We start from the raw sequence: 25,688 nt of genomic DNA, 5'->3' as shown, positions 1-25,688 counted from the left end.
GCCACCCCGGCGACCGTCCGACCAGGTCGGCGCGTGTGCGGCGCGGGGCCGGTCAGGCGCCGCGGTCGCGGGCCAGCGCGCCGCCCGCCATCGGCGGCAGGGGCCGCTCGTGCAGCCACGCGGCCAGCAGCGCGCCGGCCGGGACGTGCCGTCCGGCGTGCGCGGCGAACTCCCGCGTGGTGACGCTGCCGTACCGGCGGCTGTCGGCCCAGGAGCGCAGCATCGTGAAGAACGCCTGGTCGCCGGCCGCCCGGCGCAGGGCGTGCAGGGTCAGCGCGCCGCGCTTGTAGACGCGGTCGTCGAACAGCACGGCCGGGCCGGGGTCGGCCAGCACGAAGTCCTGCGGCAGCGCGGCGAGCCTGCGGTGCCAGCGCAGCGCGTGCTCGTCGGCGGGCGGGCCGCCAGAGCGCTCCGACCACAGCCACTCCGCGTAGGTGGCGAACCCCTCCTGCAGCCAGATGTCGGCCCACCCCGCCACGGTGAGGCTGTTGCCGAACCACTGGTGGGCCAGCTCGTGCGCGACCAGCCGCTCGCAGCCGCGCGCGCCGTCGACGTGGTTCCTGCCGAAGATCGACATGCCCTGCGCCTCGACCGGGATGTCGAGGTCGTCGTCGGCCACGACGACGGTGTAGCCGCTGAACGGGTAGGGCCCGAACAGCTCGCCGAACAGCGCCATCATCTCGCCCTGGCGGCCGAAGTCGTGCCGGGCGCGGGCGGCCAGCCGGGCGGGATGGGCCAGGCGCGTGCCGCCCGCCTCCGAGAGCTGGTAGCGCCCGATCTGCACGCTGGCCAGGTACGTCGCCATCGGCTCGGCCTGCTCGTAGACCCACGTCGTGGTCCCGGACGCCCGCCGCCTGGCGGTGAGCACGCCGTTGGCGATCACCTGGTACGCCGGCGCCGTCGTCACCGAGATCCGGTAGGACGCCTTGTCGTCCGGCCGGTCGTTGCACGGAAACCACGAGGGCGCGCCGATCGGCTGACCGGCCACGAGCGCGCCGTCGGTCAGCTCCTCCCAGCCGAGGCCGCCCCACGGGCTGCGAATGGGGACGGGCGTGCCCGCGTACCGGACCTCGACGACGGCCCGCTCCCCGGCGGCCGGCGGGCGGGGCAGGGTGAGGCGCAGCTTGCCCTGGCCGTGCGTGTGGCGGACGGCCCGGCCGTCCACCGTGACGCCCTGGACGCGGAAGTGGCCGAGGTCGAGGGCGAGCTCGGCGAGCGGCTCGACGGCCGAGACGGTCAGGCGGGCCGTGCCGTCGAGCCGGTTGGCCGCGACCCGGTAGTGCAGCGCCAGGTCGTAGTGCTCGACCGCGTACCGGTGGTCGCCGTGCCCCGGGAAGTACGCCGTCATCGCCACGCCGAGACGGGGTTGCCGAACCACCGGCTGCCGCCGGGCAGCGCCTCGCCGCGCATGACCAGGGACGCCGGCCCGACCGTCGTGCCCGCGCCCACCCGCGCGGCGGGCAGGACGACGCCGTGCGGGCCGAGCGTCGCGCCTTCCTCCAGCGTCACCGTGTCGATGCTCATGACCCGGTCGTGGAACAGGTGCGTCTGCAGCACGCATCCCCGGTTGACGCACGCGCCGTCGCCGAGCGTCACCAGATCCGCCTCCGGCAGCCAGTACGTCTCGCAGGTGACCCCACGCCCGATGCGTGCCCCGAGGGAGCGCAGCCACACGTTCAGCGGGGCGGTCCCCAGCCACGGCTGGGCGAACCAGGGCGCGGCCAGCACCTCGACGAAGTTGTCCGCCAGCTCGTTGCGCCACACGAACGAGCTCCACAGCGGCCTGTTCCCGGCCTTGATCCGGCCGACCAGCGCCCATTTGGCGGCCGTCGCGACCGCCGCCGCCAGCACCCCGGCGGCCAGCACGACCAGCCCGCCCAGCGCGGCGGCCACGGCGAAGCCGTGACCGGCGGCCAGCCACTCGAACGCGGCCACCGCCAGCACGGCCAGCGCGACCACGCCCATCGCGGGCACCACCCGGCACACCTCGACCAGCGCCCGCGCCGCCCGGTAGCGCGCGGGCGGGTCGTAGGTCCTGCTGCGGTCGGCCTCCTCGGCCGTGCGGCGCAGCTCCATGGGCGGCATGCCGACGTACGAGGAGCCCGACTTGGCCTTCTTGGGCGTCGCCGACAGCACGCCGACCAGGCCGTCCTTGGGCACCTTGCGGCCGGGGGCGGTCATCCCGGAGTTGCCGAGGAAGGCGCGCTTGCCGATCCGCGCCGAGGCCAGGCGCATCCAGCCGCCGTCCAGCTCGTACGGGGCCACCATGGTGTCGTCGGCCAGGAAGGCGCCGTCGCCGACGGAGGTCATCGTGGGCAGCGCGAGCACCGTGGACAGCTCGGCGCCGCGGCCCACCTTCATGCCGAGCGCCCGCAGCCAGACGGGCGTCAGGACGCTGGCGTACAGCGGGAACAGCCACACCCGGGCCGAGGCCATCAGCCGGCCGGTCACCCACGCCTGCCAGGCCGGACGGCTGTGCACCGGATGGTGCCCGGGGTGCAGCCCCAGGCCGAGCAGCCGCACCCCGGCCAGCGTGACCAGGGCGAAGGCGGCCATGCCGGCGACCGTGGCCAGGGGCACGGCGGGCAGGGCGGCGGCCAGCGCGCCGCCGAGCGTGGGCTCGTCCCCGGCGAAGGCGGCCAGGACGGCGAGCACGACGCCGGCCGCGGCCACCGGGAGCAGGCTGAGCACGATCGCGCTCACCCCGTACAGCGCGACCCACGGGCGGGAGCGGGCGGCGCGCCCGGCCGGCCGGGAACGGCGCGGCTTGCCCTGGCGGAAGGCCGGGACGCCGGCCCAGCGCTCGCCCGACGGGACCGTCCCGGCCACCGCGGAACCGGGCGCGACCTGCGCGTTCTTGCCGATCCGCGCGCCGGGCAGCAGGGTCGAGCGGGAGCCGACGGTGGCGCCCGCGCCGATGCGGAGCTCGCCGACGTGCACCAGGTCGCCGTCGTACCAGTGGCCGGCGAGATCGACCTCCTGCTCGACGGAGGCTCCCCTGCCCAGCTTGAGCAGGCCGGTGATCGGCGGGGGCGAGTGCAGGTCGGCGTCCGGGCCGACGGTGGCGCCGAGCAGCCGGGCGTACCAGGCCATCCACGGCGCGCCGGCCAGGTCGGGCACGCCGAGCCGGTCGGCGAACCGCTCGGCGAACCACAACCGCAGGTGCACGCCGCCGCCGCGCGGATGGGCGCCGGGGCGCACGCCGCGCAGCAGCAGCCGGGCGACCGCCGCCGACAGGCCCATGCGTCCCATGGGGGTGACGAACGCCAGCGCGCCGAGCGTCACCCACCACCACGACAGCCGCGGCGCCCACGGCGGGGCGAGCACGTTGCCGAGGGCGGCCAGCGGCACGGCCCAGCGCAGCGCGCCCACGGTCAGCAGCGGGATCATGAGCGCGGTCTGCGCCAGCGCGGCGCGCCTGGGCATGGGGGCGGCCGCCGCGTGCGCGGGGGCCTGCGTCCCGCCCCTGGCGGCCAGCAGCTCGGCCAGACCGGCGAGGGTCGGGTGGGCGTAGACGTCGCCGACGGCCACGTCGGGGTGGGTGGCCCGGAGCACGGAGACCAGGCGGGCGGCGGCCAGGCTGGTGCCGCCGTCGGCGAAGAAGTCCGACCCCGGCCCTTCCGGGCGCACGCCGAGGATCTCGGTCCACTGCGCGGCCAGCAGCGCCTGTGCCGGGGTCAGGCCGGTGTCCGCGGCGGCCGGGCCGGCCAGCGGCCACGGGAGCGCGTCCCGGTCGATCTTGCCGGAGGTCCTGGTGGGCAGGGCGTCCACGGGGGCCAGGCGGGGCACGAGCGCGGCGGGCAGCGAGCCGGCCAGCAGCTCGCGGGCCCGTCCGGTGTCGAAGCCGGGCCCGGTGACGACGTAGCCGACGAGCACCTGGTGGCCGCCGCCCGCGGTGCGGACGGCCGCCGCCGCGCCGGTGACGCCGGGCAGCGCGTTCAGCGCGGCGTCCACCTCGCCGAGCTCGATCCGGCGTCCGCCCAGTTTCACCTGGTCGTCGGCGCGGCCGGCGAAGATCAGGCCCTCGGGCTCGGCGCGGACGAGGTCGCCGCTGCGGTAGGCGCGCTCCCAGCCCAGGGACGGCAGCGGCGCGTACTTCTCGGCGTCCTTGACCGGGTCGAGATAGCGGGCCAGGCCCACGCCGCCGATGATCAGCTCGCCGGTCTCGCCCATGGCGACCGGCTCGCCCGCGCCGTCCACGACCGCCAGGTCCCAGCCGTCCAGGGGCAGGCCGATGCGTACGGGCCCCTCCCCCGTCAGGCGGGCGGCCGAGGCCACCACGGTCGCCTCGGTGGGCCCGTAGGTGTTCCACACCTCGCGGCCGGGCACGGCCAGCCGCTCGGCGAGCTCGGGCGGGCAGGCCTCGCCGCCGAAGATGAGCAGCCGGATGCCGTCGAGGTGCGCGGCGGGCCAGAGCGCGGCCAGCGTCGGCACGGTCGAGACGGCGGTGACGCCCTGCCCGGCCAGCCAGGGGGCCAGGTCCATGCCGGTGCGCACGAGGGCTCTGGGCGCGGGCACCAGGCAGGCGCCGTGCCGCCAGGCCAGCCACATCTCCTCGCAGGAGGCGTCGAAGGCCACCGACAGCCCGGCCAGCACCCGGTCACCGGGGCCGAGCGGCCGGTCCTGGAGGAAGAGCCCGGCCTCGGCGTCGGCGAACGCGGCGGCCGACCGGTGCGTCACCGCCACGCCCTTGGGCCGGCCGGTGGAGCCGGAGGTGAAGATGATCCAGGCGTCGTCGTCCGGGGCAGGCCGCTCGGGCGTGGCCTCCCGGCGGACCCGTGTGACCGGCATGACAGGTGTGACCGGCGTGACAGGGCCGCCGTCGAGCACGGCGTCCACGGCGGCCTCGGCGAAGACGAGTTCGGCGCGTTCGTCCGGGTCGTCGGCGTCCACGGGGACGTAGGCGGCGCCGGCCGCGAGCACGGCGAGGATGGAGACGTACAGCTCGGCGGTGCCGGAGGCGATGCGCACGCCCACCCGAGAACCGCGCCCGACGCCGGCCGCGGCCAGCTCGGCGGCGACCCGGTCGACCTCGGCGCGCAGCGACCGGTAGTCCAGGCACACGTCGCCGTCGTCCAGCGCGGGCGCGCCGGGGTGGCGGCGGGCGGTCTCGTCGAGGATGTCGATCAGGGTGCGGGGCGGCGCGGCCAGCATGCCCGCCGGGTAGACCGCCGACGCGGTCCTGAGTCGTAAGTCTGCCGAGTCGGTGCGCAAACGCTGCTCCTTCGGTCGGGCGGTCGGCCCCGGCCGGTCGAGGCCGCGGGCTGCCACTGTCGTGGCGTTCGCGCCACCTCCGTTCGCAACGGTCGCCGATTCGCCAACTATTCCACGATGTGACGGAGATCGCCGTGCCCGGCGGGGGCCGGTCGGGTCAGCGGAGCCAGGCGTCGACGGCGGCCAGCAGGTCCGTCTTGAGGGCGTCCGGGGCGAAGGAGGCCCTGATCGAGGCGCGGGCCAGCTCGGCCAGGACGTCGTCGCCATACCCGAAGATCTCGCGCAGCCGCCGGTACTCCTCGGCCAGCGCGGTCTCGCCGTCGGTGTTGACCGTGACCGCGAGCCCCGCCTCGCGCAGGCGCGGCAGCGGGTGCTCGGCCAGCGACGGCACCAGCCCGAGCAGGACGTTCGACGTGGGGCAGACCTCCAGCGGGACGCCGCGCTCGCGCACCTCGGCCACCAGCGCCGGGTCGTCCAGCACCCGGATGCCGTGGCCGAGCCGCTCGGTGCGGCCGAGGTCCAGCGCCTCGCGGATGCTCGCCGGCCCGGCCGCCTCGCCCGCGTGGTGCACCAGGTGCAGGCCCGCGTCCCCGGCCGCGGCGAACACCTCGGCGAAGGGGGCCAGCGGATGGGCCTCGTCGCCCGCGAGCCCGAGGCCGATCACCTCGTCGTAGCGGGTGGCCAGCTCGTACGTCCGCCACAGCCGCTCCAGGGGCCGCCGCCTGGAGTGGTCGAGCAGCACCCGGGCCTCGATGCCGTACCGCCTGCCCTCGGCCAGGCCGTCGAGCACCGCCTCCAGCGGCATCTCCGGTGCGCCCAGCCGTTCCCCGTGGGCGGCGGCGGTGAAGGTGACCTCGACGTAGCGGGTGCCCTGAGCGGCCTCGTCCTCGCAGAACTCCAGGGCGACGCGCCGGAAGTGCTCGGGGGTGCGCAGCAGGTCGCGCACCTTGGCCCGCTGGTCGGCGAACTCGCGGAAGCTGGCGAACGTGCCCTCGGGCTCGGGCGGGCCGCCCAGCTCGCGCACGGTCGCGGGCCGTACGGCGCTCTCCAGGTGGACGTGCAGGTGGGCCTTGGGAAGCAGGCGGAGGTCTCTCACTCTCCGGGAGGTTATCGCCGGGTGATGCGGATTTTCGACTGCTTATGTGGGCCTTGCTCCCAGTCGTCCATGAAAGTGGCTTTCAGCCCGTGCCGGCGGGCCAGTTCGACCAGCGTCTCGGTGCGGTAGTAGAAGTCCTCGCGCAGGACGTGGTGCTCCTTGCCCTCGGTCCGGTCGAAGGTGAAGTCGAACCAGCCGTCCGGCTTCATGACCCGGCCCACGTTGGCGAAGCACTCCTCGATGACCTCGATCGGCGAGTGCGAGAAGACGCTGTGGGCGTGGACGACGTCGAAGTACTCGTCCGGCAGGAACGCCAGCCGCAGATCGCGCACCGGCGCCAGGTACGGCAGCTTGTCCTGCAACGCGTGCTTCTCGATCGTGTCCTGGGCGGCCAGCAGGATGTCGGGCGAGATGTCGACGCCGTAGTAGTTGCCGGTGAACAGGTAGCCGATGAACAGCCGGCCGGCGCGCAGGTTCCCGCAGCCGATCTCCAGCATCCGGCAGTCGGGCTTGAGCCCGTGCTCCACCAGGTAGTCGAACTGCATGCGGCCCAGGGCGAGCCAGCGCCGGTGCCGGTGCGACCCCACGGCGCCCTCGGGGTCGCGGGCCGTGTCGGACCTCATGACGGCGCGGTAGTAGGTGACGTGGTCGTGGGTGCGGAGCCTGAACCAGGTGTCGCGCGCCAGCCGGCGCAGGTGGGGAGCGATCCTGTGGGGGTGCCGGAACGCGTAGGCGGCCTGGTGGACGAGGCTCGTACGGGAGCGTTTCACGTTGGGCAGAGTAGGTCCGGCCCACCCGGCCCGCTCCGGGCTCCACACACTCCAGAGCCCCCTTTTACCTGCCCTTTCCCACCCCTGGACGTCTCGTCGGCGGCCTCGTCATCGGGCGGCGGGGGCGCGGCACGCGGTCGCCGGGGTGGACGGAGGTCGTGCCTGTCGCTGGTCGCGCCGGCGTCGCGGCGGCTGTTTCGGTCGACAAGGCGGTGACGCTCCACGTCCACACGGCGAGCCCTGCTCGGCGTGTCGCGTGCTGCCCTCCCGGGGATCGGGCGGTCAGCTCAGGTAGTCGCGCAGCGCCATGGCCCGGGAGGGGTGACGCAGCTTGGACATGGTCTTGGCCTCGATCTGGCGGATGCGCTCACGGGTGACGCCGTAGACGCGGCCGATCTCGTCGAGAGTGCGCGGCTTGCCGTCGGCCAGGCCGTAGCGCATCGTGATCACCCCCGCCTCGCGCTCGGAGAGCTGGTCGAGCAGGCTGTGCAACTGCTGCTGCAGCAGCGTGAACGAGACCGCGTCGGCCGGGGAGACGGCCTCGGTGTCCTCGATCAGGTCGCCGAACTCGCTGTCGCCCTCCTCGCCGAGCGGCGTGCTCAGGGAGATCGGCTCCCGGCCGTAGCCCTGCACCTCCGACACCCGCTCGACGTCGAGATCGGTCTCGGCGGCGATCTCCTCGGGGGTGGGCTCGCGGCCCAGGTCGGACTGCAGGCGGCGCTGCACGCGGGCCACCTTGTTGATCAGCTCGACCATGTGCACGGGGATGCGGATCGTCCGGGCCTGGTCGGCCATGGCACGGGTGATGGCCTGCTTGATCCACCAGGTGGCGTAGGTGGAGAACTTGTAACCGAGCCGGTAGTCGAACTTCTCGATCGTCCGGATCAGGCCGAGGTTCCCCTCCTGGATCAGGTCGAGGAAGAGCATGCCGCGGCCGGTGTAACGCTTGGCGATGGAGACGACGAGCCGGAGGTTGGCCTCCAGCATGCGGCGCTTGGCACGAAGGCCGTCGTCGGCGATCCACTCCAGGTCGGCACGCAGGTCGGAGGGCAGGCCCGGCTCGCTGTCGAGCCGTTCCCTGGCGAACAGGCCGGCCTCGATGCGCTTGGCCAGCTCGATCTCCTGCTCGGCGGTGAGCAGCGGGACGCGCCCGATCTCCTTCAGGTAGGTCTTGACCGAGTCGGCGCCGACGGCCGTGCCACCGTCGGCGATGGTGTCGTCCAGTTCGAGAACCTCTGCTGCTTGGGACAAAATTCTCTCCTCGCTCGCGTTGGGTGGACGCTCAGTGACTGAGCCGGCCTGCGGGCAGGGCCGGCGGGGAAACGTAGCGGGCCGATAGGCGTCGGAACCTTCAGGGCATGAGGGAACGGAAGAAGCGGGGCCTGGCAGGGCCGTCTCTGACCAGGCTACCCAACACTTCCTCGAACGTGGCTTCGACGAAAACCCGATTCCCGCCGACCCGCCGCCGACATCCGCCCCTTGACCAGCCCCCCGACCCCGCCACCCCGCCCCCGCCCCCTCCGATCGACGGCACTCCAGAAGACGCCCGCTCCTTTCGGCGCCCCCTCACCAGAGCCCGTACAAGAACGTCCGGTCCTTCTTCGACAACGGCAAGGTCGGGCACCTATGACCACGTCTGGGTCTCGTACTGCTACGGGGACGGCACCAAGGCGTCGAAGTGCGCGCAGTCCGCTCTCGCGCGCGGCGCTGTGCCTGCGCGCCGACAGCCTCATCGGGCTGCGGCGCCCGGCCGAAGCGTCCGCCTGCCTGCGCCGCGCCCCACGAGCTGGCCGTGATCCAGAACGTGCCGCTGGAGGTCGCACGGATGACGGCCGTCCTCCAGGCCCGATGCCCGGCCACGCACGTGCCCCCCATGTGAGTCCCGCTGTTGCGACACCATGATCACGTGCGGTATTGATCACGGATGTCCCTGATACGGGTGATCACGGCCGCGGCCGAGCTGCTCGACAAGACCTCGCGGATGCGTCCGGGCCGGTCGTGGGAGGATCCCGCGCTGGAGCAGGCGCTGCGCCAGGTGCGGGCCGGACGGCTGGAGCCCGGCCTGGAGCTGGTCCGCCAGGCGCGCGACGACCACGAGGTGCGGGCGCTGCGCGTCGAGCAACTGGGGATAGCCGCCCGCGCGCACACCGAGGCGCTGCTCCGGCTGGCCGGCGACGACCCCGACGCGTTGCTCTGGCTCGGCGCCGCCCGGATCCAGCGGGCCTGGGCGATCCGCGGCGGCTCCTACGCCGCGTACGTGGGCGACCAGCGCCTGGCCCGTTTCCACGAGGTGCTGGCGGACGCCGCCGTCCCGCTGCGGCAGGCCGCCGAGGCCCGTCCGGACGATCCCGTTCCGTGGGAGCGGCTGCAGTGGCACGCGCTCGGCGCGCAGGCCGACCGGCAGGAGCTCGACCGCCTCTGGGCGGAGCTGACCGCCCGCGCCCCGCACCTGTACCTGGGCCACTACACCCGCGTCCAGGTGCTGTGCGGCAAGTGGTACGGCTCCGACGGCGAGGTGCTGGCCTTCGCCCGCCACGCGGCGGACGCGGCGCCGCCGGGCGACCCGGTGACGGCCGCGCTGGCGCTGGCCCACTTCGAAGTCGCGTGGGGACGGATCGGCGAGTCGGAGCGTACGGCCCGGCAGGTCCTCGAAGGCTACTTCGGCGACCCCGAGGTGGCCGGCCCGCTGGTGGCGGCGGCCGGCAAGTGGCGCGAAGGCGGCCGGCCGCATCCGCGCGCGCTGGACGCCGCGCACCTGTTCGGCGCGGCGCTCTACCACGGCGGCCACCTCACCGGCGCGCAGCGCCTGCTGGAGGGCGCAGGCAGGCGCATGCCGGAGAACCAGCCGTGGGCGGTCGGCAGCCTGCTGCCGGGCCGCCACTACGCCCGCGTGCGCCGCGACCTCGGCCTCGCCTGACCGGGCCGCCGTTGGGGCAGTCGGTGGTGGACGTTGTCCGACCTGCCCGGCGGCATCACCCCGCGGACAACGGCTCCACGTCGAGCACCCGCGCGGGACCTTGACGCGGCCGCTCTCCTCGCGCAGGAGGGTGACGATCCCGGTGAACAGGGTGTGCTCGTCCTCCCGCCCTGTCATCTCCCCTGGGAGAGGAGGCGTTCCAGCGTTCGTGGCAGTGGATACACCCGCTCGGCGGGGAACAGTCGCTGGGCCTTGGCGGCGTGCCCGGTTTGTATCAATACCGTGGCCTTCCGGACCTGCGGGGTGACGTCGGTGAGGCTGACGATCCAGTCGTCGGTGAAGGTGCGGATCAGGTCGCGGCCGATGCCGACCTGGATGCTGTAGTGGTTCAGCGCCGCTCCGCGCGACGACCGTTCCGGGTCCCACTGGACGTGTACGGCCGCCTGGGCCACCGCTGCCGGATCCGCCGTCGTGAGCACGGCCTGGGACAGTGCCTCCTCCCAGCCCTGCCGGGTCATCCGCACTGCGAGAACGCGCTCCTGACCGGGTTTGCGGGCCCAGTTGCTGCGGTGCATGAGCCACAGGAACGAGGGCTTGATCCAGGTCATCCGGTGGAACGAGAACGGCGCAACGAAGCGGCCCGCGCGCAGCGCCGGCTCGGCTATGGCGGGTGCGTATGCCTGGTAGACGACGATCGTGTCGGTGTCGTAGTCGGCGCGAACCTGGTACTGGGGTGCCATGCGCTGCACCCTGCCATCCGGCGCATCCACATCGCGAAGCCTTTTCGCCCCGGCCGAAGCGGCTCGCTGACGCGTCGTGCCCCTCACCCGAGTGCTTCGATCCAGGACGCGAAGTCCGCGGCCACGACGTCGAAGTACGCAGGGTCCAGATCGCCCAGGTCGGAGGAGTACACGGCCGAGGCCTGGTCGTCGGTACGCACGAGGAATCCGCGGCCACCGCTGTCGTCGCCGACGAGGAGGAATCCTGGCGCATACCGCGCGACCTCGTAGGTGGCGTTGCGTTCACCGATGTCCCCCGCCGGGTACACCACGACACCGGACTCGGTGTGCAGGCCGTCCCGCGCCCTCCACAGCGCCGGCAGCGGAGCCGGAAGGCTCATCGCCGTCTCGGCCCGCGCCCGCCGGACCTCGTCCGGCGTCGCCGACCTCGAAACCGCCCCCGCCACCCTGCCCCCTCCCGACCCCAACATGATCACTGACGCGCCGGCCCACAGACACCGTGGTCGGGCGGCCATGCCCCGCGGCCCACCAGGTCGAGGACGAGTGCCGCGATGTTCCAGGCGTCGTCCTCGCCGCGGTGATGGCGTCCCTCAAGCGGCAGTCCGGCGATCTGCAGAGCGTGATCCATGCCGGGCTTCTTGCGCAGCCCGTACGCCGTTGCGAACACGGCCTTGGCGTTGGTGTGGGTGCGTTCCGTCGGATGGCCGAACGGGTAGGCCACCCCGTCGGCCTGACTCTGCCGAGCGAACTGCCGGCGGTCGTACTCGCCCCAGCTCGCCCAGGGACGCTCCCCGGCGTCGTACTCCTCGGCAAGGATCCGGCACGCCTCGGCGAAGGTGACACCCTGTTCCACCTCGGCCTGCGTCAGGCCGGTCAGTTCCGTGCAGAAGTCACTCACGGCCGATCGGGCGGGACGGACCAGGATGCGGTGCCGGGACACCCGGCGCCGCGCCGGCACGTCCACGACGGTCAGGCCGATCTCGATGATCTCGTTGACGGCCCCGGGCGGCGGCTCTCCGTCCCAGCAGGTGGCTTCCACGTCGATGACGTTCAACAGAGCGAATTCGTGGCCCATGCGCCGAGAGTAGGGACGCACCCCCGGCTCCGGCACCCCAATTTCACCCCGCCGCCACCCACGCAACTGGGACACCCAGCTACGAAGACCCCTTACTACGTGCGCGCCCGACCGACCGACGGCGGGAGGTTCCCTCCGGGGTGAAAGTGAAGCCGTCGATGAACCGTGCGCCACCGCTGCGTATCGCCAGGAGCGCAGGTTCGGCGTGGACGGGAGGTGATCTGCCGTCGAGCGGGGACGCGAAGCCGTTCCAGAGATGGAAGCAGATCAGCGGGTCTTCGGGACGGTTCGTGCAGTAGGCCAGCGTCTTGGGAAAGTTGGGGTTGGCGCCTCCGAACAGGACCGACGGAGGCCCGAACGTCGTGTGGACCTCGCTGAGGAACCGATCTTGCCCGCACCACGACGTGCTGGTGCGAAGTATCTCGTCGTACTCGGCTGAGGAAAGCGTCCGATCCAGTTCCAGCCAGCCCCGCCGGTGGGCGATCTCGGCATAGACCGACGACACCGCACCCTCGTGATCGTCTTCCCAGAGCAGCCGGAACGCTCCGCGCACCCCCGTGGCCAGGAAGCACTCTCGTATCCGGAGTTGCTCCATTTCTTCTCGCCAGAGGGCTTCACGGTCGTCGGCGAAGGCCATCGCATCCAGGTAGAGCCTCAGCGCCATCTCGCCGCCGAACATCCCCGGCCGGCGTAAGACGGCGTTCAGCTGGTTCAGGAGGTAGCGATGAAGCTCTTGAACTGTTCGCTTGCTCTCAGGTGGCATATCGATCATTGTCTGGCTTCGCTCTTCGGCGACGTGGTCGGTGCCGTTGAGTGCGTTCGGTCGGGCCGATGTCGCTCAGGTGGCGCGAGAGCTCGGCCATGACGTCAGTTGGGTGGGGTGTGTTCGAGGGTGTGGGTGGTCGCGTCGGGTTCGGCGAAGGTGAGGAGGGCGAGCCCCTCCTCCTCCAGGACGTCCAGTGGCGTCGGTGCGGCGAAGGGGCTGATGAGGAGCTTGGCCTTCTTGCCGGACCGCTTGATCTGCCACGTGCCCGCCGCGAACCCGTCCACCAGGTACGTGGCCTTGATCCGCAGGTTCTTGGTCGCGACCAGCGGCCTGAACTCGTCCGCCAGCACCCGCGTACGGTCGGCGTGCCCCAGGACGAGGTTGTCGAAGTCGGGCAGGAAGCGCACCGGGGCGGGCACGTCGCCGCCCGGCCGCGGCGCGCCGGGCAGGTCGAACAGCTCGCGTCCCGTCTCGTCGGCGAGCCGGTCCAGCTCCATCCCCTTCATGACGGCCCGCATCCCGCCCAGCCCCGACCAGGTCTGGACGTCGGCCGGCGTGGCCGGGCCGAACGCGGCGAGGTACCGCTCGACCAGGCGTTCCACGCTGGACGCCGGGTCCAGGTCGACGCCGGGCAGCCCGAAGGCGGACTCGCGCGGGAAGCTCCACCGGTCCTGCGTCGGCACCATGACCAGCGGCGTCATCATGCGCACGGCGTAACCGAGCACCCGCTCGTCGGCGCCGGGGAACTCCTTCAGCAGCAGGGGACGCAGCTCGTTGAAGGTGAGCGGCCCGTCGGCGAGCAGCCGGTCGGCGACCGCGGCGACGGCCTCGAAGTCGACGCCCTCGAACCGGCGCGCCGCGGCGGCCAGCATGGGACGCAGCAGCGGACGGAAGGACGCGAAGTCCTCCGCCGTCACCAGGTGCAGCGTGGCCCGCATCATCGTCGCCCGCACCAGGTCGCCGGCGTGCAGCGAGGCGTGCAGGTCGTCGCGCCGGAACCCGGCCAGCCGCGTCCACACCCCCAGGTAGGGCGGCCGCGGCTCCTGGGCCTGGAGCCCGGCCAGCCGGTGCACGACGTCGGCCGGGCGGCCCTCGTGCCGGGCGAGGAGGTGCTGCCTGGCCAAGGTGGCGCGGTTGAGGTCTCTGAGGGTGAGCATCTACTTATCATGCCTTTCCCCCTGGAGTCCGTACGTTCCTCCTATCCCGCGCTTTCCGATGGTTACGCCTACCTCGACGGCGCGGCCGGCACCCAGACGCCGCAGCCGGTGATCGACGCCATCTCCGCCGCCTACCGCGCCGGGCTCGGCAACGTGGGCGGGGCGTTCCCCGCCAGCCGCCGGGCGGACGAGATCGTCGCCGCCTGCCGTGCCGCCGTCGCGGACCTGGTCGGCGGACAGCCCGACGGCGTGATCCTCGGCCCGAACATGACGACGCTGACGTACCGGCTGGCCAGGGCGCTGACCGGGCCCGGCGACGAGGTGGTGGTCTCCAGGCTGGACCACGACGCGAACGTGCGTCCCTGGACCCAGACGGGCGCCGCCGTCCGCTGGGCCGAGGTGGACGCGGTGACCGGCGAGCTCCCGGTCGACCAGTACGCCGACCTGATCGGCGAGCGGACCAAGGTCGTCGCGGTGACGGCGGCCAGCAACATCCTCGGCACCCGTCCCGACGTGGCCGCCATCGCCGAGCTGGCCCATCGCGCGGGCGCCCTGCTGTACGTGGACGGCGTGCACGCCACCCCGCACGGCCCGGTGGACATGCGGGCGCTGGGCGCCGACTTCTACGCCACCAGCGCCTACAAGTGGTCGGGGCCGCACGTGGGGGCCGTCGTCGCCGACCCGGCGCTGCTGGAGACGGTCCGCCCGGCCAAGTTGCGGCCCTCCCCCGACACCGTGCCGGAGAGGTTCGAGACGGGCACGTCCGCGTTCGCCGACCTGGCCGGGGTCACCGCGGCCGTCGACCACCTGGCCGCCATGGTCCCCGGCGCCGGCACCCGCCGCGAACGCCTCCTCGCCTCGATGGCCGCCGCCGAGGAGCACGAGCTGGAGCTGTTCGCCGGACTGCTCTCCGGCCTGGAGACGATGCCGCACGTCACCCTGCTCGGCAAGCCCGCCAGGCGCACCGCGACCGCGTACTTCACCGTCGCCGGGCACACCCCGCGCCAGGTCGCCGAACATCTGGCCGGGCTGGGGGTGAACGTCTGGAACGGCCACAACTACGCCTGGGAGCTGACCGGTGCGCTCGGCGTGCGCGACTCGGGCGGCGCCGTCCGCGCGGGCCTGGTCCACTACAACGACCGCTCGGACGTCGACCGCCTCCTGGAGGGGGTGGCCGGGCTCTCCTGACGGGCCCTCGGCCCGTACGGGCGGGGCGTGAGATCCTGAGGGGATGCTGCCCCCGATCGACGTGCTGCGCGAGCAGGTCACCGCGCATCTCGCCGCCTTCGACCGCCGGGAGGCGCCGCCCGTCCCGGGGGTGCGCCGGGCGGCCGTGACGGTGTGCGTGCTGGAGGACGCCGAGCGCGTCCCGTACACGGTGCTGATCCGCAGGGCGGCGCGGGGGCGCAACCCGGGGCAGTGGGCGCTGCCGGGCGGGCGGCTCGACGACGGCGAGCTGCCGGTGGAGGCGGCGCTGCGCGAGCTGGCCGAGGAGGTCGGGGTGACCGGCGTGGCGGTGGCCGGGCTGCTCGACGACTTCGTCGCCGACTCCGGGTTCGTGATCACCCCGGTGGTGGCGTTCGGCGGCCGTCAGGAGCCGGTGGGCGACGCCCATGAGGTGGCCTCGGTGCACGCGGTGCCGCTGGAGCGCTTCCTCGCGCCCGGCGTGCCGCGCTGGCAGGGCGAGCTGCTGCAGATGCCGCTCGGGCCGGACATCGTGATCCACGCGCCGACCGGGGCGATCCTGTGGCAGTTCGCCGAGGTGGCGCTGCGCGGGCGCGAACAGCGGGTGTTCGACGTCGCGCAACCCCACTGGACGAGAACCTGACCCGCCCGCCCCGGGGCCGGCCGGTCAGAAGGGGCCGGTGAGCTCGCCGAGCTTGCCGGTCAGCTCCAGGTTGGCCGCGTAGTCGACGGGCACCGCGATCACCGACACCGTCTCCTCGGCCAGCGCCTTGCGCAGCGTGGGCAGCAGTTCCCCGGCGCTGGTGACCCGGTAGCCGCGGGCGCCGAAGCTCTCGGCGTAGGCGACGAAGTCGGGGTTGCCGAAGCGGATGCCCGAGTGGCGGCCGAGCTCCAGGTCCATCTTCCACTCGATCAGCCCGTACGCGTCGTCGACCCACACCACGACCGTGATCGGGACGCGCTCGCGGACGGCCGTCTCCAGCTCCTGGGAGTTCATCAGGAACGCCCCGTCGCCGGTGGCGGCCAGCACCTTGCGCTCGGGGTAGGCCAGCTTGGCGGCCAGCGCCCCGGGCACCGCGAACCCCATCGAGGACAGCCCGTTGGAGACCAGCATCGTGTTGGGCTCGTACGTCGGGTACATGCGGGCCATCCACATCTTCACCGCGCCGGTGTCGGCCAGCACGATGTCCTCGCGCCCCATGGCCTCCCGGATGTCGGCGACCACGCGCCGCGGCGACAGCGGGAAGCCGTCCTCCGAGCGCCCCTGCTCCAGCTCCTCGCGCATCAGGCGGCGGATCTTCTCGCCGGTGCCGTTGAGCTCGAAGCGGCGCGGGACGGCGTCGGCGAGCGCGTCCAGGGACCGGGAGATGTCGCCGTGCACGCCGACGGCCACCGGGTAGTGGTCGTCGACCTCGGCGGGGAACCGGTGGAGGTGGACGATCTCCTTGTCGCGGTTGGGGTTGATCTTGACGGGGTCGAACTCCTGCAGCTCGTAGCCGACGCTGATCAGCACGTCCGCCTCGTCGAAGCCGAAGTTGACGTAGTCGTGCCGCATGAAGCCGACCGCGCCCAGCGCGTGCGGGTGGTCGTCGGGGAAGACGCCCTTGCCGTTGAACGTGGTGGCCACCGGCAGCCCGAGCCGCTCGGAGAAGCGCACCAGCGCGGCGGCCGCCCCGGCCCGGACGGCGCCGTGCCCGGCCAGCACGATCGGCCTGCGCGCGCGGGCCAGCACCTCGGCCGCGCGGGCGATCTGGGCGGCCGAGGGGTCTTGGGGGCGTACGACGTTGACCGGCAGCGGGCCGAGGCCGGCCGGCACGGGGGCCGACTCGACGTCTTCGGGGATGGCCAGGTAGACGGCGCCGGGCCGCTCGGTCTGGGCGGTCTTGAACGCCTTGCGGATCATCTCGGGCAGCGCCAGGGCCGTGGGGGCGAGGTCGGCCCATTTGGTGATCGGCCGGAACAGCGACACCAGGTCGACCACCTGGTGCGACTCCTTGTAGATGCGGTCGAGGCCGACCTGGGCGGTGATCGCCACGACGGGGGTGCTGTTGGTGGTGGCGTCGGCCACGCCGAGCTGCAGGTTGATGGCGCCGGGGCCGAGCGTGGCCGAGGCCACCCCCGCCTTGCCGGTGAGCCTGCCGTAGATCTCGGCCATGAACGCCGCGCCCTGCTCGTGCCGGACGAGGATGTAGCGGATGGAGGAGTCGTTGAGCGCGTCGACGAAGTGGATGTTCTCCTCGCCGGGGATGCCGAAGACGTACTCGACGCCTTCCGCCTCCAGGGCTCGCACGATCAGATGGGCCGCGTCCGCCTGCGGGGACATGATCAACGCCTTCTTCCATGAGCGACTGCGTCCCTGACAGCACCCGGCAGGCGCGCTTCATTCCGGGACGCGGCCCTGTGCCCGCGCGACGGCGGAGCTCACGCGGGCACAGCGGGTCAGGAGCCCAGCGCGCGCGTGGCCAGCGCGCCGAGGACCATGCCGACGACCATGCAGGCCGCGGCGGCGATGGCGGCCCACTTGCCCAGGGACTCGCCGCGGGTGTGGCCGACGATGCCCAGCACGATGCCGGCCAGGCCGAACAGGATCGGTATGAACAGGATGGCCACCGCGGCGCTGACGAACCCGATGATCGACAGGACCTGGGCGCCCTGCCGCTGCGGCGGCCGGGTGTAGGGCGGCGGCTGCGGCCGGCGCCCTTCACGCGTGTGCTCGTCGTCGCCCGGGGGCGGGTCTTGCGAAGCGGTCATTCTCCGGCTCCCTCGTGAAGTGAATCACATCACACACCAGAGCCGGAGACCTGTCGAGCCGCCGAGTCCAGACATCTGCCCATTTCAGAAGGCTTTTGACGGGCGGGAAAACTGAGGGGGAAGGGGTTCGGCGTGGACGACGTCGAGCCGGGAGACCGCGCGGGTGAGGGCGACGTAGAGGCGGTTGAGCCCGCGCGGTTCGGCCGCGACGACGGCGGCCGGCTCGGCGAGCACCACGTGGTCGTACTCCAGCCCCTTGGACATCGAGGCGGGCACGACGCTCAGCCGCTCGCCGAGGTCCAGCCCCTCGTTCCAGAGCGCGCAGGTGATCGCCTCGACCTGGGCGTCGGCCGCGATCACCCCGATCGACCCCTCGAACCCGGCCGCCTCCCGCACGGCCGCCACGACCCCCTTCTCCAGCTCGGCCGTCGCGATGACGCGCAGCCTGCCGTCGGAGCGGTAGGAGCGGGTGGGGGGCACGTCGGCGTCGAGCGCGGCCAGCAGCGTGTTGGCCAGCTCCACGACCACGCCGGGCACGCGGAAGCCGGTGGTCAGCTCGACGATCCGGCCGCCGGGGCTGCCGAGCAGCTCCAGGTGCTCCGGCCACGACCTGGCCGCCCACGGCGTGGTGCCCTGGGCCAGGTCGCCGAGCACGGTGAGCGAGCCGTGCTCGCTGCGCCTGGCCACGGCCCGGCACTGCATGGGCGACAGGTCCTGGGCCTCGTCCACGATGACGTGGCCGTAGCCGCGGGGGCGTTCGAGCAGGCAGGCCAGCTCGTCCAGCAGCACCAGGTCGGCCTCGGTCCATCGGGCGCTCTTGACGCCGCGCGGCGGGCCGGGCCGGGCGAGCGCGGCGCGTTCGGCGTCGGTCAGCAGGCCCTCGGGCGGGGCGCTGAGGACCTCGTGCAGCACGTCCTCGGGGCGGGCGGCGGGCCAGGTCGCGTCGAGCGCCGGAGTGAGCGCCCGGCCGATCCGGCGTTCCCAGGCGGCGTTGCAGGTCTGGCCGCGGGCCTCGGCCTGCCGCCGCATCGCCGCCACCGTCCTGGCCCTGACGCGTTCGCGGCCGACGCCGTACGGGAGCGCGGCCCGCCTGGCGTCCTCGACGATGCGGCGCAGCTCGTCCTCGCCGACGCGCCAGCGGTAGGAGCCGTCGGCCACCACGGCGGGCTCGGCGGGCCTGCGGATGCGGCCGTACAGCGCGCGGCGCAGCACCTCGGCCATCCGGACGTCGTGCTTGACCGCCGCGGCCGCCGGGGAGTCGACGGCCCGCACCGGGTAGGCGCCGAGCAGCCCTTCCAGGGTAGTCTGCTCGACGTCCACCTCGCCGAGCGCGGGCAGCACGGCCGAGATGTAGCCGAGGAAGGTCCGGTTCGGGCCGAGCACCAGGACGCCGGAGCGTTCGAGGCGCCGGCGGTGCGCGTACAGCAGGTAGGCGGCCCGGTGCAGGCCGACGGCGGTCTTGCCGGTGCCGGGGGCGCCCTGGACGCAGATGGTGGTGTCCAGGTCGGCACGGACGAGGTCGTCCTGCTCGGGCTGGATGGTGGCGACGATGTCGCGCATCGGGCCGACGCGGGGGCGTTCGATCTCGGCGGCCAGGAGCGCGCCGCCGCCCTCCTCCCCCGCGCCGAGACGCTCGTCCTCGTAGCCCGTCAGCGTGCTGCCCGACCAGCCGAAACGGCGGCGTACCTCGACGCCCTGGGGGTCGCGGGCGCCGGCGCGGTAGAAGGCGCGCGCCACGGGCGCGCGCCAGTCGATCACCACCGGCGGCCCGCCGTGCTCGCCGGTGATGTGCCGCCGGCCGATGTGGTACGCCCGGCCGCGGTGCTCGGCCGAGTCCTGGCCGAAGTCGAGCCGGCCGAAGAACGGCGGCCCGTCGGGCTCCTCGCTGAGCTCCTTGGCCAGGCTCTTGAGATGGCGGCCGAGCCGCTCGGCGCTGTAGCGGTCGCCGGCGACGGTCTCGCCGACGATCACGTTCTCCCGGGCGCCCTCCAGCATCCTGCGCAGCCCCGCCCTGCATCGTTCGACGTGACGCCGTTCGTCGTCGAGCGTTCCCATGCCCACCCCCAAAGCGTTAACTCGGTTAAGACATTGACCAGGTTAACACTTTGCTAGAGTGGGGCCATGACGGGACTGCGGGAGCTGCAGCGGCAGCGGGTGCACGAGGCCATCTCGACGGCGGCGATCGCGCTCTTCCTGGAACGCGGCTTCGACGAGGTGCCGGTGACCGAGATCGCGGCGGCGGCCGGGGTGTCCAAGCCGACACTGTTCAAGTACTTCCCGACCAAGGAGGACCTCGTCCTGCACCGGTTCGCCGACCACAAGGGCGAGGCCGCCCGCGTGGTGCGCGGGCGGGCGCCCGGCGAGCACCCGGTCGCGGCGCTGCGCCGCCACCACCTCGCCCGCCTGGCCGCCCACGACCCGGTCACCGGGCTCAACGACCACCCCGAGGTGCTGGCCTTCCACCGCATGGTGTTCGACACGCCGAGCCTGGCCGTCCGCCTGTTCCACCACATGGCCCAGGACGAGGCCGAGCTGGCCGAGGCGCTGGCCGAGAGCATGGACGAGCTGACCGCCGCGCTGCTGGCGGCCCAGGCGCTGGCCGTGCAGCGGGTGCTGGCCCGCCGTGCCTGGGCGCAGCTCGCCGCGGGCCGCCCCCTGGCCGAGACCGAGGCCGACGCGGTGCGCGCCGCCGGACACGCCTACGCCCTGCTCATGGACGGTGCCACCGGCCCCTGAGCTCCGGCGCGCAGGTCACGCGCGGACCATGCGGCGGGCACGATTACCTCCAACGCCAGAGGCTGTGCTTAACTCGGAAATGCCGATGTGGCTGTGTCCCCCGGGCCGCAAATTACCGCCTTCACGGAATACCGTTCGGCTGGAACCGTGTTGTGCACCTCGCCGAGGAGGCGACCACCACATCGGCCTTTAAGCTTTCCGGGCGCCCGGCTGCCTTAGGGTGGCAAGGTTGACTGCCCATGATCCAGGAGAGCCCGTTGCTGTACGAAGTGGTCAAGTTCGCCGCCGCGCCGCTCGCCCACGCGATGTGCCGGCCGCACATCACCGGCGCCGCGAACGTGCCGAGGGTCGGCCCGGCCATCCTGGCGGCCAACCACCTCTCCGTGCTCGACTCCTTCCTGCTGCCCGCGCTGCTCCCCCGGCACGTCACGTTCACCGCCAAGAACGAATACTTCGACGGCAACCCCGTCTCCGGCTTCTTCATGCGCCTGGGCGGCAGCCTGCCGATCGACCGCGAGAGCGCCCACGCCGCCCAGGCCATGCTCGACGCCGCCGCCAAGCTGCTGGAGCGCGGCGAGCTGTTCGGCATCCACCCCGAGGGCACCCGCTCCCCCGACGGCCGCCTCTACCGCGGCAAGGTCGGCGTGGCCTGGCTGGCGCTCAAGACGGGCGCGCCCGTGCTGCCGGTGGCGCTCAAGGGCACCGAGAAGGTGCTGCCGGTCGGGGCCAAGGTGCCCAGGCCGGCCAAGATCGGCATCTCCATCGGCCGTCCCATGCGTTTCGAGGGCGACCACACCAAGGCGCGCGACCGGCGCCGGGTCACCGACGAGGTCATGGAGGCCGTCCAGAAGCTGTCCGGGCAGGAGTACGTGCCCGCTTACGCCTCCAGCTTCAAGTCCGCCAACGGAACGACGTGACCGCTAGGCTCTGACACCTGACGTCGAGGACCGGGGGGCTGACCAGTGGCGCGGGGCCGTACCATCGCGATCGTTTCGGTGTCCGCCGTGCTCGTGGCGGGCGCCGCGGGCGGGGGCGCCTACTACCTGCTGCGCACCAAGGGCACGCCGGGCGAGACGGCGCAGCGCTTCGCCGCCGCCTGGCAGGCCGGCGACAAGGCCGCCATGACCGCCGAGCTGGCCACCCAGCAGCAGCTCACCGCCTACGACCAGCAGCGCGCCGCCCTCGGCGTCGAGTCGGCCACGGTCAAGCTGGGGCGGGTCGTCGAGGGCGACGGCCGGGCCAAGGTCCCCTACACCGCGACCCTGGCGCTGAAGAACATCGGCTCCTGGTCCTACGACGGGCAGCTCGACCTCGTGGTGGCCGACCGCATGTGGAAGATCGACTGGCGGCCCGCCACGCTGCACCCGCAGCTGACCCCGGGCGCGGCCTTCGCCGTCAAGACGAGCTGGCCGCAGCGCGCGAAGATCACCGACGCCGACGGCGGCCGCATCGACACCGGCACGTCCGGCGGCTCGGTGCAGCAGCTCGTCGGCTACCTCGACAAGGCCACCAAGAAGGACGTCGCCAAGCTCGGCGCCTCCTACAAGGTGGGGCAGGCGATCGGGCGCGGCGGCCTGCAGGAGACGTTCCAGAAGCGGCTGGCCGGCACCCCCACCACGCAGATCCAGCTCGGCGGCAAGACCCTCGGCACCATCGAGGGCACCGACGGCAAGCCCGTCGAGACCTCGCTCGACCCGCGGGCCCAGGCGGCGGCCGTGACCGCGGTCAAAGACGTCCCCAAGCCCACCTCCATGGTGGCCATCCGGCCCTCCACGGGCGAGATCCTGGCCGTGGTCAACAACCAGGGCGGTTTCAACCGGGCCCTCGACGGCCGCTACCCGCCCGGCTCCACGTTCAAGGCGGTCACCGCGATCGGCCTGCTGGCGGCCGGCCTGTCGCCCGCCGACAAGGTCACCTGCCCGATGTACGCCACCGTCGGCGGGCTGAAGATCCGCAACTCGGAGAAGGAGGAGTTCGGCTCGCTGTCGTTCCTCGACTCCTTCGCCCACTCGTGCAACACCACCTTCGCGCCGCTGGCCGAACAGCGGCTCGGCGCCGACAAGCTGCTCAAGACGGCGGAAGGCGTCGGCTTCAACCAGCCGCTCAACATCGGCGTGCCGGCCACGAAGGCCAGCTTCCCGCGGGCCCAGTCCGACGCCGAGCTGGCCGCCGAGTCCTTCGGCCAGGCCAGGATCACCGCGAGCCCGCTGTCGATGGCCTCGGTCGCCGCCGCCATCGCCGACGGCACGTGGCGGCCGCCCACGCTGGTGCCGTCGATCAAGCAGAAGGCCGGCGAGCAGGCGCTGCCCAAGGGGGTCAAGGAGCAGCTGCACAGCATGATGGCGGCCGTCGTCTCCAAGGGCACCGCCAGGGGCAGCGGCCTGCCCGCCGGCACCCACGGCAAGACCGGCACGGCCGAGTTCGGCACCGGCGACAAGCTCGACACCCACGCCTGGTTCATGGGGTTCAAGGGCGACGTGGCCTTCGCGGTGGTCGTGGAGGGGGGCGGCACGGGCGGCAAGGTCGCGGCCCCGGTGGCGGCGACCTTCCTCAAGGGCCTCTGAGTTCTCTTGCCTGCGGGTGCGGGTTCTCAGGCCGCGCACCATTGCATGCAATGTATGCAAAGCGCTAGAGTCCCGTCCGTGCAGAGCGATGTGGCCTGGGGCCGGTTGCGGGAGCTGATCCTCGACGGGACGTACCCGCCGGGGGCGCGGCTGACCGAGACGGAGGTCGCGGCGAGCCTGGAGATGAGCCGCACCCCGGTGCGCGAGGCGCTGCGGGCGCTGACCGCCGACGGCCTGGTGCGCCCGGCCGGGCGCGGGGTGGTCGTCGTGGCCCTGGAGGCGTCCGCGCTGGAGGACGCCTACCAGGTGCGGGCGTCCCTGGAGGCGCTCACGGCCGAGCTGGCGGCCACCCGTCAGGGCGAGGGCCGCATCGCCCCCGCCGACCTGGCCTCGCTGCGGCAGGTCGCCGACGCCACGGCGGCCGCCACCGCGCAGGGCCGGCTCGGCGAGGCCGTCGGGCTCAACCGGCGCTTCCACCGGCGGATCGCCGAGCTGGCGGCCAACGCCATCGCGCTGCACACCCTGGAGCGGGTGTGGGACCAGATCCAGGTGTCCACGTTGCGCTCGCTGGCGCCGCCGTCCCGTCCCGCGCACGTCTCCGGCCAGCACGAACAGCTTCTCGCCGCGATCATCGAGGCCCGGCCGCAGGACGCCGCGGCCATCGCCCGCGCGCACGTCCTCGACACCCGCGCCGTCACTCACAGCAAGGACGAACCCGCATGACCCGCCACCACACGTACACCACCACCGTGACCTGGACCGGCAACCGGGGCGCCGGCACCACCGGCTACCGCGACTACGACCGCGACCACGATTTGTCCGCCGAGGGCCGGCAGGTCATCGCGGGCAGCTCCGACCCCGCCTTCCGCGGCGACCCCGCCCGCTGGAACCCCGAGCAGCTGCTGGTCGGCTCGCTCTCCCAGTGCCACATGTTGTGGTATCTGCACCTGTGCGCCGAGGCGGGCGTCGTGGTCACCGCGTACGCCGACCACGCGTCGGGCACCATGGCCGAGAGCGGCGCCGGCGGCCACTTCACCGAGGTCGTGCTCCGCCCCGAGGTGACCGTGGCCTCGCCGGAGATGGCCGAGACCGCCGCCCGCCTGCACGAGGACGCCCACAAGGCGTGCTTCATCGCCGCCTCGGTCAACTTCCCGGTACGCCACGAGCCGACCGTCCGCACAGCCTGAAGGCAGGCCGGAAGGCGCGAACGGCCGGGAAGCGGCCCGGGGGCGGTCGAGGAGCGGTCAGCGCGAGGCGGCCAGGGCCACGGCGGTGGCGGCCTCGTGCTGGAGCACCATGATCAGCAGGGTGGCCACCAGCGTCGCGATGAGCACCCAGCTGATCACGATGATGACCGTCGACCGGCGTGGCCGCCTGTGGCCCGGCTGCCCCTTCGCCCTCGCCTCGCTGCGACGGGCCCGCTCGTTGAACGACTCAAGCCGGGCGACGAGCCGCGGATCGTCGTCGACGAGGTGCTGCTCGATCTGGGCCAGCATTCGCTCCTCGTCCTGCGACCAGGCCATAGACGCACCTCCGGAACGCAAGCACTGTGGCGTGTTCCTCCCCAACCATGAAGATCATTAGCCTTGCCGTGACCCCCTAATTACCGCCTCTTTTCGGTTTGCGATCACGCTCGAACCTTTGTTCTAATCATGGGATGCGCTGGGACAACCTGCGCCTGGCCGGGCCCGGTCAGGCCGATCCTGCCGTGCCGTTGTTCGCCCGCGGCGCGGTCACCCGTACCTTCGACACTCCCGAGTTCAGGGGGATGACCTTCTACGAGGTCCAGGCCCGGTCCGTCATCAACCGGGTGCCGGGGGCCAGCCGGGTGCCGTTCGAGTACACGATCAACCCCTACCGCGGGTGCGGGCATCGCTGCGTCTACTGCTTCGCCCGCAAGACGCACGAATACCTCGACCTCGACGCCGGGGCCGACTTCGACTCGAAGATCGTCGTCAAGGTCAACGCGGCCGAGCTGGCCCGCAAGGAGCTGGCCGCGGCCCGCTGGGGCGGCCACCACGTGGCCATGGGCACCAACGTCGACTGCTACCAGCGGGCCGAGGGCCGCTACCGGCTCATGCGGGGCATCCTGGCCGCGCTGCGCGACGCCGCGAACCCGTTCTCGGTGCTCACCAAGGGCACGCTGATCCTGCGCGACCTCGATCTGCTCACCGAGGCGGCCGAGGTCACCGACGTCAGCACGAGCGTGTCGGTCGGCTTCGTCGACGAGGCGGTGTGGCGCGAGGTCGAGCCCGGCACGCCCAACCCGCGCCGGCGGCTGGAGGCGTGCGCCACGCTCAACGACAACGGCGTGGCGTGCGGGGTGCTGATGGCGCCGATCCTGCCGTACCTGACCGATTCCCCCGCCCAGCTCGAACGCACGGTCAAGGAGATCGCCGAGGCCGGCGCCACCCACATCGCCCCGATCGTCCTGCACCTGCGGCCGGGGGCGCGCGAATGGTGGCTGAGCTGGCTCGGGCGCGAGCACCCGCGCCTGGTGCCGCGCTATCTGGAGCTGTACGGCCGCGGCGCCTACGCCCCCGCCTCCTACCAGGACCGCGTCGTCGCCCAGGTCAAGGAGCTGGCCCGGCGCCACGGGGTCGGCAGAGCCACGCCTGCCATGGCCCGCCGCGTGCCGCCCCGCCGGACGCCCGCCGCGGCCGTCGCCGAGCCGGAGCAGCTCCGCCTGTTGTGACCCGGTTCGGATGTTGTGACCC

At 73.1% G+C, this 25,688-nt stretch carries 22 protein-coding genes and 1 pseudogene; 9 read left to right on the top strand and 14 right to left on the bottom strand.

Annotated features, from left to right (window positions below; all coding sequences use genetic code 11):
• Positions 1 to 52: 52 nt before the first annotated feature.
• From ACIBST_RS33675 to ACIBST_RS33655, 5 genes and pseudogenes are all read right to left on the bottom strand, one after another.
• Entirely contained in the window at positions 53 to 1,348 is a 1,296-nt protein-coding gene (locus ACIBST_RS33675) for a M1 family metallopeptidase (protein WP_397177570.1), read from the bottom strand.
• On the bottom strand, positions 1,345 to 5,214 hold the full coding sequence (locus ACIBST_RS33670) for a Pls/PosA family non-ribosomal peptide synthetase (protein WP_397177544.1): 3,870 nt from the start codon (positions 5,212 to 5,214) through the stop codon (positions 1,345 to 1,347). Before ACIBST_RS33670 ends, ACIBST_RS33675 begins: the two co-directional genes overlap by 4 nt.
• 157 nt (positions 5,215 to 5,371) lie before the next feature.
• The gene (gene add, locus ACIBST_RS33665; protein ID WP_397177543.1) at positions 5,372 to 6,310 is read right to left on the bottom strand and encodes an adenosine deaminase; all 939 of its coding nucleotides are present in this window, start codon (positions 6,308 to 6,310) and stop codon (positions 5,372 to 5,374) included.
• 11 nt (positions 6,311 to 6,321) lie between these two features.
• The gene (locus ACIBST_RS33660) at positions 6,322 to 7,080 is read right to left on the bottom strand and encodes a class I SAM-dependent methyltransferase (protein WP_397177541.1); all 759 of its coding nucleotides are present in this window, start codon (positions 7,078 to 7,080) and stop codon (positions 6,322 to 6,324) included.
• 282 nt (positions 7,081 to 7,362) lie between these two features.
• Positions 7,363 to 8,265, bottom strand: a pseudogene (locus tag ACIBST_RS33655) (RNA polymerase sigma factor); the annotation flags it as partial.
• Positions 8,266 to 9,004: 739 nt separating this feature from the next.
• Here ACIBST_RS33655 and ACIBST_RS33650 point away from each other — a divergent pair.
• The gene (locus tag ACIBST_RS33650; protein WP_397177539.1) at positions 9,005 to 9,997 is read left to right on the top strand and encodes a hypothetical protein; all 993 of its coding nucleotides are present in this window, start codon (positions 9,005 to 9,007) and stop codon (positions 9,995 to 9,997) included.
• Between the two features lie 173 nt (positions 9,998 to 10,170).
• Here ACIBST_RS33650 and ACIBST_RS33645 read toward each other — a convergent pair whose 3' ends face one another.
• The 5 genes from ACIBST_RS33645 to ACIBST_RS33625 form a co-directional block, all read right to left on the bottom strand.
• Entirely contained in the window at positions 10,171 to 10,737 is a 567-nt protein-coding gene (locus ACIBST_RS33645; protein WP_397177537.1) for a DUF4291 domain-containing protein, read from the bottom strand.
• 83 nt (positions 10,738 to 10,820) lie between these two features.
• The gene (locus tag ACIBST_RS33640) at positions 10,821 to 11,183 is read right to left on the bottom strand and encodes a hypothetical protein (RefSeq protein WP_397177535.1); all 363 of its coding nucleotides are present in this window, start codon (positions 11,181 to 11,183) and stop codon (positions 10,821 to 10,823) included.
• A 26-nt stretch (positions 11,184 to 11,209) separates the two neighbouring features.
• Entirely contained in the window at positions 11,210 to 11,812 is a 603-nt protein-coding gene (locus ACIBST_RS33635) for an exonuclease domain-containing protein (RefSeq protein ID WP_397177534.1), read from the bottom strand.
• A 79-nt stretch (positions 11,813 to 11,891) separates the two neighbouring features.
• The gene (locus ACIBST_RS33630) at positions 11,892 to 12,575 is read right to left on the bottom strand and encodes a hypothetical protein (RefSeq protein WP_397177532.1); all 684 of its coding nucleotides are present in this window, start codon (positions 12,573 to 12,575) and stop codon (positions 11,892 to 11,894) included.
• 104 nt (positions 12,576 to 12,679) lie between these two features.
• Entirely contained in the window at positions 12,680 to 13,735 is a 1,056-nt protein-coding gene (locus ACIBST_RS33625; protein WP_397177530.1) for a winged helix DNA-binding domain-containing protein, read from the bottom strand.
• Between the two features lie 9 nt (positions 13,736 to 13,744).
• On the opposite strand from ACIBST_RS33625, the gene ACIBST_RS33620 reads away from it, so the two are divergent.
• Both ACIBST_RS33620 and ACIBST_RS33615 read left to right on the top strand, forming a co-directional pair.
• The gene (locus tag ACIBST_RS33620; RefSeq protein WP_397177528.1) at positions 13,745 to 14,923 is read left to right on the top strand and encodes a cysteine desulfurase-like protein; all 1,179 of its coding nucleotides are present in this window, start codon (positions 13,745 to 13,747) and stop codon (positions 14,921 to 14,923) included.
• Positions 14,924 to 14,966: 43 nt separating this feature from the next.
• Complete coding sequence (locus tag ACIBST_RS33615) at positions 14,967 to 15,563, top strand: NUDIX hydrolase (protein WP_397177526.1); 597 nt, start codon at positions 14,967 to 14,969, stop codon at positions 15,561 to 15,563.
• Positions 15,564 to 15,587: 24 nt separating this feature from the next.
• Here ACIBST_RS33615 and ACIBST_RS33610 read toward each other — a convergent pair whose 3' ends face one another.
• From ACIBST_RS33610 to ACIBST_RS33600, 3 genes are all read right to left on the bottom strand, one after another.
• Entirely contained in the window at positions 15,588 to 17,243 is a 1,656-nt protein-coding gene (locus ACIBST_RS33610; RefSeq protein ID WP_397177524.1) for an acetolactate synthase large subunit, read from the bottom strand.
• A 116-nt stretch (positions 17,244 to 17,359) separates the two neighbouring features.
• A complete protein-coding gene (locus tag ACIBST_RS33605; RefSeq protein WP_397177522.1) occupies positions 17,360 to 17,671 on the bottom strand; it encodes a hypothetical protein in 312 nt (103 codons plus the stop codon).
• An 84-nt stretch (positions 17,672 to 17,755) separates the two neighbouring features.
• Positions 17,756 to 19,726, bottom strand: a complete 1,971-nt coding sequence (locus tag ACIBST_RS33600) for a HelD family protein (RefSeq protein WP_397177521.1) — start codon at positions 19,724 to 19,726, stop codon at positions 17,756 to 17,758.
• Positions 19,727 to 19,792: 66 nt separating this feature from the next.
• Here ACIBST_RS33600 and ACIBST_RS33595 point away from each other — a divergent pair, with 66 nt between their 5' ends.
• From ACIBST_RS33595 to ACIBST_RS33575, 5 genes are all read left to right on the top strand, one after another.
• Positions 19,793 to 20,407: a TetR family transcriptional regulator gene (locus ACIBST_RS33595; RefSeq protein WP_397177519.1), complete on the top strand. Its 615-nt coding sequence runs from the start codon at positions 19,793 to 19,795 to the stop codon at positions 20,405 to 20,407.
• Positions 20,408 to 20,646: 239 nt separating this feature from the next.
• Positions 20,647 to 21,324, top strand: coding sequence for a lysophospholipid acyltransferase family protein (locus ACIBST_RS33590; RefSeq protein ID WP_397177518.1), 678 nt, complete (start codon positions 20,647 to 20,649; stop codon positions 21,322 to 21,324).
• 78 nt (positions 21,325 to 21,402) lie between these two features.
• A complete protein-coding gene (locus tag ACIBST_RS33585) occupies positions 21,403 to 22,971 on the top strand; it encodes a penicillin-binding transpeptidase domain-containing protein (RefSeq protein WP_397177516.1) in 1,569 nt (522 codons plus the stop codon).
• Between the two features lie 78 nt (positions 22,972 to 23,049).
• Positions 23,050 to 23,694, top strand: coding sequence for a GntR family transcriptional regulator (locus tag ACIBST_RS33580; RefSeq protein ID WP_397177515.1), 645 nt, complete (start codon positions 23,050 to 23,052; stop codon positions 23,692 to 23,694).
• Complete coding sequence (locus tag ACIBST_RS33575) at positions 23,691 to 24,158, top strand: OsmC family protein (RefSeq protein WP_397177513.1); 468 nt, start codon at positions 23,691 to 23,693, stop codon at positions 24,156 to 24,158. Before ACIBST_RS33580 ends, ACIBST_RS33575 begins: the two co-directional genes overlap by 4 nt.
• 57 nt (positions 24,159 to 24,215) lie before the next feature.
• Here ACIBST_RS33575 and ACIBST_RS33570 read toward each other — a convergent pair whose 3' ends face one another.
• Entirely contained in the window at positions 24,216 to 24,494 is a 279-nt protein-coding gene (locus ACIBST_RS33570) for a DUF3040 domain-containing protein (protein WP_352328164.1), read from the bottom strand.
• 134 nt (positions 24,495 to 24,628) lie between these two features.
• Between ACIBST_RS33570 and ACIBST_RS33565 the strand changes: the two genes are divergently transcribed.
• Entirely contained in the window at positions 24,629 to 25,666 is a 1,038-nt protein-coding gene (locus ACIBST_RS33565; RefSeq protein ID WP_397177512.1) for an Rv2578c family radical SAM protein, read from the top strand.
• The last annotated feature ends 22 nt before the right edge of the window (positions 25,667 to 25,688 follow it).

Origin of the sequence: Nonomuraea sp. NPDC049684, from assembly GCF_044465345.1 — a bacterium.
In the GTDB taxonomy this organism is placed as follows: Bacteria; Actinomycetota; Actinomycetes; order Streptosporangiales; family Streptosporangiaceae; genus Nonomuraea.
This window is presented reverse-complemented; position numbering and strand designations above follow the sequence as displayed.